The sequence below is a fragment of the Vibrio fujianensis genome, from assembly GCF_002749895.1.
Taxonomy (GTDB): domain Bacteria; phylum Pseudomonadota; class Gammaproteobacteria; order Enterobacterales; family Vibrionaceae; genus Vibrio; species Vibrio fujianensis.
Window position 1 is genome coordinate 1 of sequence record NZ_NBUS01000030.1, and the last position, 10,351, is coordinate 10,351.

A 10,351-nucleotide genomic window follows, 5' to 3' on the forward strand; every position below is an offset into this window, starting at 1 on the left:
CACTTTTTCAAATTTTCTTTTTTAGAAGTTTTCCCTCAACTAACACTGCCTGAAGCCTTGCGGCGTCTGCCGTGTCAGTGAGGCGGCATTATAGGGACTGATTTAGTTATGACAAGCTTTTTTTCAAACATTTTTTTTGTTTGCCTAAAAATAAATCAACCCATTAATTTTTGAATAAAATTCGAACATTTGAGGAGAGTCACAGCAATAGATTGGAAAAAGACCACACATATACGTAATATTCATGTGTCTATTTTGTTAATGTTAGATACGCCTCTTACTTTTATTCTGATAAGTAGTATTTTGATATGAATTCAAAGAAATCATTATTATTAACTCTCACTGCACTGGCTGCGATTGGTGCATTCATTTTTTCTCTATTTACAATTCACTCATCTGTGAGTTTTGTTCTAGGTGTCATGTTTTCGGCTATTATTTTATTACGCCTAAATAATACAGAGCAAAGAGTACCCAGCCCTTCTTCTGTAGAAGATTCATCACAGGCAACAAAAACCTTGTACGTAGGAAATCTGCCATATAAAGCGAATGAATCTCATGTTCGTGAGCTTTTTGCGAAATACGGTGAAGTTTTTGCGGTTCGCCTAATGAAAGATAAACGTACAGGAAAACGCAGAGGGTTCGGATTTGTTGTTATTTCTGCCCCTCAAGCTCAAGCGACTATAGATGCGCTTAATGAGACAGACTATATGCAACGAACACTCAAGGTTCGAATTGCAAATGACCCTAAACACCCTGAAGAGGAAATGGACGAATAGGAGAAAACCCTAGTTCTCTCAACCTTTCATTCAACGCGCCTTCTTGCCAAGGAGGCGCACTTGAAAAGATAGTGTAAGACTGCCCACTTTTTTCTCCTACTCCTAGACCCAGTAAACTTTGAACTCGACGCGCAATAGCCGATCCAGAATCAATCAGCATAACATCCTCTCCGAGTACGCTTTGAATTTCATTTTTCATTAGTGGAAAATGTGTGCATCCGAGTACAGCCACATCTATTTTGTCTTTTAATGGACTTAAAATGGTAGCTAATTCATTTAAATTAAGCGCCTTTCCTCGTAATTTTTCTTCTGCCATATCCACTAAGCGAGTTGAGCCTAATAGCTCAACTGGTTTGCCGTGCGCAAAATCTCGTATTAACTCGTGAGTATATTGGCGTGTTACTGTCGCCGGCGTGGCGATCAAGCCCACCCCTTTTGATGCCAAAAGCGATGCAGGTTTAATCGCAGGAACAACACCAACAACGGGAATAGATAATTTCTCGCGTAAGGAAGGAAGTACTATAGTGCTCGCCGTATTACAGGCGATGACCACGAGGTCGACTTGATACTCTTCTACCAGTGCTGCCACCAGCTTATTAACACGAGTGATCAGTACAGCCTGGTCAAGCTCACCATATGGATAAGCTTCGTTGTCTAATAGATACAAGTAATCCACGCATGGCAAAAGCCGGTGGATTTCTTGGAAAACCGATAGCCCTCCCACACCAGAATCAAACACTAGGACTTTTTTATTACTTAATGCTCGCACAAGTCTTACCTGCAAATTAAGGATTTGGCGATCATACTGGTTAGATTTGTTTTGGCAATGTTTTCGCTTGGTATCTTTAATGTCTCAATCGCTCCTCTCTTCACTTCAAGTTTCTTCACTTCAAGTTTAAAAAGAAAAACCGCCGATGTGGCGGTCTTGTTTGGCTCAATTAGAAGCGGTAGTCTGTCGAGATAAAATACTGACGCCCTGGCGTGGCATAATCTGAGTACATCTCGTAATCTTTATCGAATGCGTTACTGAGCTTCGCATTAATATCCCAATTTGGATTCACAGCGTAAGAAGCGGTAAAGTTCCATAGACTATAGCTCGATAATCTTGTACTGCCATTAAAGCGCTCACCTTGGTAAAGATACTGCGAACCCAACGTCCATTGGTTAAATGTTGCGTAAGCATTCCACTTAGCACCACGCTTAGATCGGTATGCTAATTGGGTCTTCTCTGTACCAGACTTATCGACAGGATCTTTATAATCTAAGTAGAACTCATGAGAGACGATATTCGTGTTGAATTTCACCTCTAGCTCTATACCTTTGATCTGTGCTTTACCGACGTTTTGCATGCCAGCGCCTTTCCAAATCAGCATATTCTCGATTTGGTTGTAGTAACCCGTTACTGTCCAATCAACAATCGATACTAGGCCAGATAACGATAATTCCGTGTTTTCTGATTCTTCCGGTTTTAGATTTGGCATTTCGTAACCTGGATAGTATAAGTCAACAAAGCTCGGGGCACGAAAAGCCGTACCATGGCTTAAGGTTAATTCGTAGCCTTCGTAAACCTTCCAACCAGCAGCAGTTTGCCATGTGGTGTTGTTACCAAACTGATTGTTTTCGTCATTACGTACGCTGAGTTCTAACGTCCATGCATCGTAAACGTATTGGGTAATAGCACTCACACCAAAGTTCGTTCTTGGATTTTTTTGGGGATGATAGTCTTGAGCCGGTCCCCAACTATTTGCCGCAATATAGCCTTTTGCTAACTTCTCGGTACGGTAGTCCAAACCACCGCCAATACTCAATTGCTCGTTAACGCTGTACGAGTTCAACCAAATTGCATTGAACTGTTCAATAGCAACATGATCGCCGGTAGATTTGCTTTGACCTGACTTATGGTCATAGTTGTCTTGTTGACCATAAGCCAATTTTAATTCAGATGAGTAAGCGTCTTTGTTGTATTCTAGCGATAAGTCCGTTCCTACATACTCAACTTCGCCAGTTTTTTTCTCATGGCCACTCCAAATACTGCTGTTGTCGTAATCATACTCATTGTTATAAGCGCTAAGACCTACATAACCCGATAAATAATCAGAGAAGTTTTGTTGATAGCCCAACTTAAAATTTAACGTTTCGAAACCATGTTCATCGCCGTCATTCAATCCCGCTTGAGGCTTAACGTTAAAACCATCGGTTTTCTCGTACCCCACGACACCCTTAAAGTGCTTACCTTCACCCACAGTCTTAGAGACCAAAAACGTGCCCTTTTTATGATTATTTGAGCCATAACCTATAGACACTCGGCTTGAATCGTCATCAATAGTCGCACGAGTAATAATGTTAATTACGCCAGAGATGGCCTCTGAACCGTAGATAGAGGCACGCGCGCCACGAATGTAGTCAATGCGTTCAATAGAATTCATTGGAAATTGGTTAAAATCGATACCCCCCATCATTGCACGTGGCATACGAATACCATCGACTAAAACCAGAACTTGGGATGAACTACCTCCTCGAACGTAGATAGACGCGGATTGACCACGTCCACCGTACTGGGCAACTTCAACACTCGGTAGTGTACGAAATACATCAAACAGGCTATTGACTTGAAGACGTTTAATGTCCTCTTTTGTTATCGTGACGGTTTGTGCAAGAACGGCACCATCAATTTGCTTGAAGCGGTTTGCGGTCACCAAAACCGTTTCATCTGCGGAAACTTCTTGGGCTTGTAAATAAAAAATAGGTGAAAGCAGCGATGCACAGGTGATCGCAAGAAACGTTTTTCTCATTCTATTATCCTAAGTCGCGTAAATTCTACTGAGCAGAGATACCACTGCTAAACTCAGCTGCTGGCAGGTCTTCGGACTTAAGGGCAAAACCTACTAACTCGACTTCCCGCCAAAAGCAGTGTCTTGATTGAGCGTTCGTTCTCTCTTACCGCTGCGCGTCAGTTCTGGATTTCCACCAGATTCCCTTTTCAGACATTTAGCAACCTAGACGGCCAAGTGTCACCAGCTCCATGGATAGTATTTAGCAAAACTCCAATTGTCTAGTATAGAAAGTGAACTATGGGTAATTTAAGCCTGATTTCCCTTCTATTTCGTACAAAACTGGACATGTGTTGTAGATTGAATAAAATCTGCGCTCTTGAAATACATGCACCCATTGAAAGGTAATACCATGGCGACGCTTGACGTAAATCCGGAACACTATTCAGCACAATTGGCTGAGAAAATCACCCGTCTGACTGAAATGTTTCAGCCCTACCAAGTCCCTGAGCTGGAAGTCTTTGAGTCTCCTCAGCAACATTACCGTATGCGTGCAGAATTTCGCGTTTGGCATGAAGGCGACGAAATGTATTACATTATGTTTAACCCCACCACACGGGAAAAGTATCGCGTTGATCAATTTCCCGCCGCCAGTCGGTTAATTAATGATTTGATGCCCTTACTGCTTGATGCAATGAAAAAAAACGACACCTTACGTCGTAAACTATTTCAAGTGGATTTCTTATCCACCCTCAGCGGTGAAGTGTTAGTTTCGCTGCTTTATCACCGTCAGTTAGACGAGGCATGGACCATTGAAGCCAATAAGCTAAAGCAACAATTGAATGATGAAGGGTTCAACCTTAATTTGATCGGTCGCGCTCGCAAAATGAAAATCGTACTCAACCGAGAGTATGTGATAGAAAAACTACACGTCAACGGCCAACCTTACCTGTATCAGCAAGTCGAAAATAGTTTTACTCAGCCCAATGGAAAAGTGGCCGAGAAGATGCTCGAATGGGCTGTTGACTGCACGCAAGACAGCCAAGGGGATTTACTGGAGCTATATTGTGGTAATGGTAATTTTTCTCTTGCGCTTGCACAAAACTTTGACCGCGTTTTAGCGACAGAATTGGCCAAACCATCAGTCGAATCCGCACAATACAATATTGCAGTAAACAAAATAGATAATGTACAAATTATCCGTATGTCAGCTGAAGAGTTTACTCAAGCGATGGAAGGTAAACGTGAATTTAACCGCTTGAAAGATGCAGGGATTGATCTTAAAAGTTACCGCTGTAACACCATTTTTGTCGACCCACCACGTGCCGGAATGGATATAGAGACTTGTAAAATGGTACAAGGCTACGAGCGGATTCTCTACATTTCTTGTAACCCTGAAACGCTAAAAGAGAACCTAGAGATCTTGTCAACGACTCATAACATCACTCGTTTCGCTTTATTTGATCAATTCCCATACACCCACCACATGGAAGCAGGTGTGATGCTAGAGCGCATTAAATAAGGGATTTAACGGATTACATATTCAATAAAAATCAATCTAGGTACGGTGTGGGGTACGGGAAGATTTTAACTCTCTGTATCCCGCTAACTATTAAACATAAGGTTTTAATGGACTTAAGGGAATGTACAGATATAACCAGTACTGAATGCATACTTACTAATAGCAAAAAATATAAAAAGAGGCAGCTACATGCTGCCTCTTATCAAATGAAAAACCACTATCAACAAACCTGCTGAAGATCGGCAACTAGCTCACTTGATCCCATATGTTCAAACGTATCTCGTCTCGTTTTAAGGTTTTCAAGCAAGTAGGAGTTTGTTAACTCAAACTCAGATTTGATAGAAGACCAAGTCTTCACATATCCTTTGATTCGCTCTTCTTTGAATACGATGCCAGGTTCGTTATGAACTTCACACGACTTGAGCGCTCTCGGAATCCCCATATCATCATTCGAAACCTTTCTTCCTACTAGAATCAATTCGAATCGCATATTAGGTACACTAAAACCTGGATGACGGGCTATGATCCCTGCGTAGTCTTCAAGTTGCCTTAAGTGTTTTGTGTTCAACGATACACTCGGTTTCTTAATCTCTATAATCGTACACTTGAAATAAGGCTTACCAAAACTATCAAACTGCTTTGTCTTCCTAGCCAAAAATAGATCCACCTGACGTCTCACACCTTCAATAGTAAGACCATCATCTAAGTCTTGCTGTTCGAAGTCATCTTCTGCTAGTACATCGATTTCTTTAATATGCTGCCTAAGATTATGGGCTGTTTTTTGAAAATCGTCTTCTTCTGCACCTATCATTGAGTATTGTTCACCGAAAAGCCAAGTATTCGCTTCAATAATCCCTTGTAAGTGCGGAGTTTCTAAAACATCCTTGTAATTGTTAATCATAAGCTCTTCTAACTTTCTAACAACAGTCTCCCTACGTTGCAATACTTCAATCGTACTGACAATGTTCTCCAACATCGTCTTATTTAGTTGCTCAGCTAACTGATGGAGACGATGTTCGTCCAGCTCTACAACACTTTCTAGCACTTCCAATAGACTGTCATTCTCATTAGAAACAAGCAATTTATCTAATAATGAGATCATGACTTTAGCTTGTTTCGCACCTAGATTATTAAATATTGAAGGCTCAACTAGCCAAATTTCCTTGATGACAGTTCGAACATTAGTGTGTCGCCACTCAGCATCATGCTGACTCAGATTTTTGTAGGTAGGGAAATAGCCTTGTTGCTCATATCTATCTAACTGACTTTCAACCTGCTGCCTTAGAAATCCAGTATAGATATCTCGAGATATATCGAAAATCTTTGTTTTGAGGGACTTAAAGATTGGTGAGCTTGGGGTAGCAAGTGGAACATTCAGCTCATCAAAACTTAAAGATCCGCCGTTTTTATCAAATCGATCAACCCAAGGCGATTGAATATAGACGCTCAAATAAAACTGGCTTTTTCTATTAAATGAGTTGTTTTCACTGTACGTAACTCTACCATCTGAATTTACAAAGTAGTTCTTTGAATTTTCAGTTCCCGGTTTGGTTTTCCACCTAAAAAAGTTAACCGTAAATGGAATTTCATCTATATCGATTGACTCGGAACGACTTTCATTAATCGGAACAGATACCTCAGTGTTGTTGAGATACAGCTTCAATTTGTCATTTAAGGCGAGTCGCCAGCCGAATTCATTTTGCAATATACACAATAATGTTTCATCGTCAGGTAGGTTGGTCGTAAAATTTGTCAACTCAACACATGTTCCCCGACCATTTGCAACAACACTACGCTTTTGTTGTTCAGGCAGTAGGCTCAGCATCGAATAATGTTGTAAATCATCGCTGCTGATAGAGATCTTTGTATCCTTAAAGCCACATCGAGAATACCAATCGGCATTCGCACATAAAAGGTGAAACGCCAATCGGCCTCGGCCATGTGCACCTTGCGTATCATCATCACCAACTTTTTGGGAATCATTGAAACACGAAAAATGTTCTAGCTTTTTATCAGGATCAATCCCTAAACCATTATCAATAATCTGTACGGATGTAGTCCCAAGGAACTCTTCATTGGTACTAATTCTGACCTCAGTTGCTTTAGCATCAAAACCATTAGCGATTAGTTCTATAACGGCTCTTTCTGGAGTTAGCTTCCATCGATTAAAGTGCTTCTTGATACCTGCATGGTTTATATTCGTTGTTTCGATCTGTTCCTTTTGCATTAAACAGTCCCTAGCCTTATTAACGAAACAGAAGGTTGCTGTTTCATATATTTTTTATAAAAATCAGATTCAACTTAGATTTAAGTATGTAGAGACTCTTGTCCAAGAGTCTCTACTAACGTTCAATTCACACGCTCAACCAGTGCTGTCTATCAAGTACTTTTTCAGCAATAGTAATTTGCCTTGGGGTAAATTGCTGCTTTCTTGCGTTCCAAGAATGAACACCTTTGATAACTTGTTCGGTATTTTTTGCTTGTTCATACCGATTAAGCCAGTGCACCGTAGCAAGAAGCTCTAAGCCCTGTGGTGATTCAAAGCCTTCTACCAATCGAGATACCTTTTCAAATCTCTCTCGCGTATCAGGGTGTTGGTCCAAGAATTCTTGTGCTTCTTTTACCGCTCCAGGAACCAACTGAAGTTCTTTCTCCGGTGCATCACCGCCATCTGAATAACCAGAAACAAAATGCCCTTCAATTGCATTAAGAACATGGCGTAGGTTTTTTGCATAAGGCCCATAGTGCGCCTTCTGATAGGACAAACGTAAAGGCTCTCCTGCTTCCTGCATAAAATACAATAACTTATGAACCTCAAGTAACGAGACTGATGGATCAAGTAAACCTTTCAGGTAACGCTGAATCAACTCAATCAATACAGCCCTACCTGGTGTCATCTTTGGTACTTCTTTTTGCTTTGCCATTCTATCATTCTGCGGCGCGCCCGATGGCTCATACAGTAGAACTTGAACATCTTTCAGCGGTTGCATTGCAACTTCGATTTTTTCACGTACCAGCGCCCAATCAAGCCCACCTAAGCCTGCGCCTAAAGGTGGTATTGCAATAGACTTAATACCTAGTCTTTGAATGTCGTTAACAAGGGCTGACAAGCCAGAGTCAATATCTTCAATTCGACTTGAGCCTCGCCAATGACGCTTCGTGGGGAAATTAATGATAAAACGAGGGTTTGCTAACTGCCCAGTTTCAAATATAAACATTTTCCCAGGCTGAACATCTTTGCTTTTACAAGCTGCTGCATAGACTTTGAAGTTTTCAGGCCATGCTTTTTTAAATTGCAGAGCAATACCACGCCCCATTACGCCAACACAGTTAACTGTATTTACGATTGCTTCTGCATCAGCACGCAGAATGTCACCACGAGTAATTTCGATCATATCTACGGCCCCCCTCAATAATACCAATCACTATTAATTGTAACAGGTGGCCGATGTGCTGCCATTTGCAACGTGTTGACTACCTGATGATAAACATTGTCTGAATTGACCACTATCGCCTCGACTAAATGCCAGGGAAAGCTATGCTCGATAAGAAACTCGGCCTGTTTGCCATCCTTGCAACTTTGCCATTGTGTAGCGTTAATAGCAGGCCAATTTAGTTCATGTAGTAAAGCTAAGTCGTTCCTATCTTCAAAAAAGTACGACCCCGCATTTGAAAGAGTAAATGCCCAACGATGTCCTTGCTGCTGCGCCCATTGTACGGTTGCATGAAGATCAGCTTGTAGGTGAAGTATTGGTCCCTGTCCACCTTTGTAAGCCAGTTCATCACTGTCTGCTCGATAAATCACATACAACATGATGGAGCGTGGACAGAAATAAAATGGCACACATTGTCCAACATATAAACCAGGATGACTATCCAACGTTAACTCGTTGAGTCGACGCTGTTTAATAGTGTTCATACCTATCGTGGTTCCCACTGCATTTTGCGCAATGATCTGGGCATCACATAACAATCCATTTGCATCAAGAATAGACGCTAACCTATCAACATGAACAATATGATAAATCTTGGGCTGTAATGGTACTGTCATTTATCATCCTTTGCTTGTAGGCAAGTTTAACTTCCTTGAACTATCACCCAATTGATTGTGTAGTGATGACTGTTCAAAGAGTTCACCAACTTGACAGTTAAATAAAATGCACAGTTTATCTATGGCTTCTAAATCCACTTTTTGTGCAGTTTCTTTATACAGTAATGTCACGGTGTTACGGCTTAAGCCTGTTTCACGAATGACATCTGAAATTTTTAGTTTCCTCTCCCCCATCATACGGGCAAGGTTGCATTTAATCATGTCTTCCTATCCATTCCGGCAAGACTTTTTTTGATATTGCATCCTATCAAAAAATTACGATCAAGATTAAAAATTTTATTTCAACTTAACTTTTTAATCTTAAAATTTAAAAACTGATCACAGCTTGAGTCCCACTCACACATCCCTCTCAACTCAAAAATCTTCAGGCATATGCCATCAATGTGAATACCCACCATTGATTCCGACAGGAACCTAAAATGAATTCTAAAATTTCCGATTACCAAAAGCATCAACGCTATCAGGAAAATGAAATCTTAGAGCATGCGGCTGACATACTGGCTACACGTTACGTGCGTGATGATGCCCTAACCAATCCTGATGCCACCAAAGAGTATGTACGCTGTAAGTTAGGCAGCTATGAGCCTAAGGTGTTTGCCTTATTGCTGCTGGATAACCAAAACCGACTGATTGAATTTAAAGAGCTGTTTCATGGCACAGTCAATGCAACCAGTGTCTACCCGCGAGAAGTGGTGAAAGCGGTATTAGAAGTGAATGCCGCAGCTGTGATATTTGCGCATAACCATCCATCTGGTGACTCTACCCTTTCACAAGCGGATAGACGCATCACCGAAAGGCTCAAGGACGCTTTAGCGCTAGTGGATGTTCGTGTTCTCGACCATATCGTGACAGGCGATACCTGCACCTCATTTTCGGAAAGGGGGTGGTTATGATTGAACAACATTATGGTAAATTGTGCATTGATGATGTTTTACATACGTCATTAGAAGCACTTCTAAATTGATACATTATCTCGGCCAATGCGGAGCGACTCTTGCCGAACTGCCATCAGATGAGCACGACCGACATCAACAAGATTTACAGTGAAGCCCAATGCAAAGAGTTTGATTTAGAAAAATCGGTGTGGGAGCGACCCAAAGAACTTAGTAAAACCAATGTCGGTCTTAGTATCCCTTTAGCACCACCAGCATTAGAGTGGCTTTTAGGGGTA

The 10,351-nt window shown here is 41.2% G+C and carries 9 protein-coding genes, 1 pseudogene and 1 riboswitch; of the genes and pseudogenes, 4 read left to right on the top strand and 6 right to left on the bottom strand.

All coding sequences use genetic code 11. The features are described 5' to 3' along the window. The first annotated feature begins 308 nt into the window (after positions 1–308). Positions 309–776, top strand: coding sequence for an RNA recognition motif domain-containing protein (locus B7C60_RS01035; protein ID WP_099610052.1), 468 nt, complete (start codon positions 309–311; stop codon positions 774–776). On the opposite strand, the gene murI is transcribed toward B7C60_RS01035, so the two are convergent. Next, complete coding sequence (gene murI / locus B7C60_RS01040) at positions 745–1,545, bottom strand: glutamate racemase (protein ID WP_099610053.1); 801 nt, start codon at positions 1,543–1,545, stop codon at positions 745–747. The two genes, B7C60_RS01035 and murI, sit on opposite strands and share 32 nt — an antisense overlap. Positions 1,546–1,714: 169 nt before the next feature. Beyond that, on the bottom strand, positions 1,715–3,568 hold the full coding sequence (locus tag B7C60_RS01045; protein WP_099610054.1) for a TonB-dependent receptor domain-containing protein: 1,854 nt from the start codon (positions 3,566–3,568) through the stop codon (positions 1,715–1,717). 45 nt (positions 3,569–3,613) lie between these two features. Beyond that, positions 3,614–3,810: riboswitch (cobalamin riboswitch) on the bottom strand. A 149-nt stretch (positions 3,811–3,959) separates the two neighbouring features. On the opposite strand from B7C60_RS01045, the gene trmA reads away from it, so the two are divergent. Further along, a complete protein-coding gene (gene trmA, locus B7C60_RS01050; RefSeq protein WP_099610055.1) occupies positions 3,960–5,069 on the top strand; it encodes a tRNA (uridine(54)-C5)-methyltransferase TrmA in 1,110 nt (369 codons plus the stop codon). 220 nt (positions 5,070–5,289) lie between these two features. Here trmA and B7C60_RS01055 read toward each other — a convergent pair whose 3' ends face one another. From B7C60_RS01055 to B7C60_RS01070, 4 genes are all read right to left on the bottom strand, one after another. Beyond that, positions 5,290–7,296: an ATP-binding protein gene (locus tag B7C60_RS01055; protein ID WP_099610056.1), complete on the bottom strand. Its 2,007-nt coding sequence runs from the start codon at positions 7,294–7,296 to the stop codon at positions 5,290–5,292. 127 nt (positions 7,297–7,423) lie between these two features. Then, a complete protein-coding gene (gene darG, locus B7C60_RS01060; RefSeq protein ID WP_099610057.1) occupies positions 7,424–8,464 on the bottom strand; it encodes a type II toxin-antitoxin system antitoxin DNA ADP-ribosyl glycohydrolase DarG in 1,041 nt (346 codons plus the stop codon). A gap of 14 nt (positions 8,465–8,478) precedes the next feature. Further along, on the bottom strand, positions 8,479–9,120 hold the full coding sequence (gene darT / locus B7C60_RS01065) for a type II toxin-antitoxin system toxin DNA ADP-ribosyl transferase DarT (protein ID WP_099610058.1): 642 nt from the start codon (positions 9,118–9,120) through the stop codon (positions 8,479–8,481). Positions 9,121–9,123: 3 nt separating this feature from the next. Further along, on the bottom strand, positions 9,124–9,381 hold the full coding sequence (locus B7C60_RS01070; RefSeq protein WP_099610059.1) for a helix-turn-helix domain-containing protein: 258 nt from the start codon (positions 9,379–9,381) through the stop codon (positions 9,124–9,126). A gap of 218 nt (positions 9,382–9,599) precedes the next feature. Between B7C60_RS01070 and B7C60_RS01075 the strand changes: the two genes are divergently transcribed. Both B7C60_RS01075 and B7C60_RS01080 read left to right on the top strand, forming a co-directional pair. Beyond that, entirely contained in the window at positions 9,600–10,073 is a 474-nt protein-coding gene (locus B7C60_RS01075) for a JAB domain-containing protein (RefSeq protein WP_099610060.1), read from the top strand. Then, a pseudogene (locus B7C60_RS01080) lies at positions 10,070–10,141 on the top strand (DUF2787 domain-containing protein); the annotation flags it as partial. The gene B7C60_RS01075 and the pseudogene B7C60_RS01080, both read left to right, overlap by 4 nt. Positions 10,142–10,351: the final 210 nt, after the last annotated feature.

Bases quoted from the DNA above. Each gene is read 5' to 3' on its own strand.
- B7C60_RS01035 (WP_099610052.1), top strand. From the start codon at position 309: ATGAATTCAAAGAAATCATTATTATTAACTCTCACTGCACTGGCTGCG.
- B7C60_RS01045 (WP_099610054.1), bottom strand. From the start codon at position 3,568: ATGAGAAAAACGTTTCTTGCGATCACCTGTGCATCGCTGCTTTCACCT.
- trmA (WP_099610055.1), top strand. From the start codon at position 3,960: ATGGCGACGCTTGACGTAAATCCGGAACACTATTCAGCACAATTGGCT.
- B7C60_RS01055 (WP_099610056.1), bottom strand. From the start codon at position 7,296: ATGCAAAAGGAACAGATCGAAACAACGAATATAAACCATGCAGGTATC.
- darG (WP_099610057.1), bottom strand. From the start codon at position 8,464: ATGATCGAAATTACTCGTGGTGACATTCTGCGTGCTGATGCAGAAGCA.
- darT (WP_099610058.1), bottom strand. From the start codon at position 9,120: ATGACAGTACCATTACAGCCCAAGATTTATCATATTGTTCATGTTGAT.
- B7C60_RS01070 (WP_099610059.1), bottom strand. From the start codon at position 9,381: ATGATTAAATGCAACCTTGCCCGTATGATGGGGGAGAGGAAACTAAAA.
- B7C60_RS01075 (WP_099610060.1), top strand. From the start codon at position 9,600: ATGAATTCTAAAATTTCCGATTACCAAAAGCATCAACGCTATCAGGAA.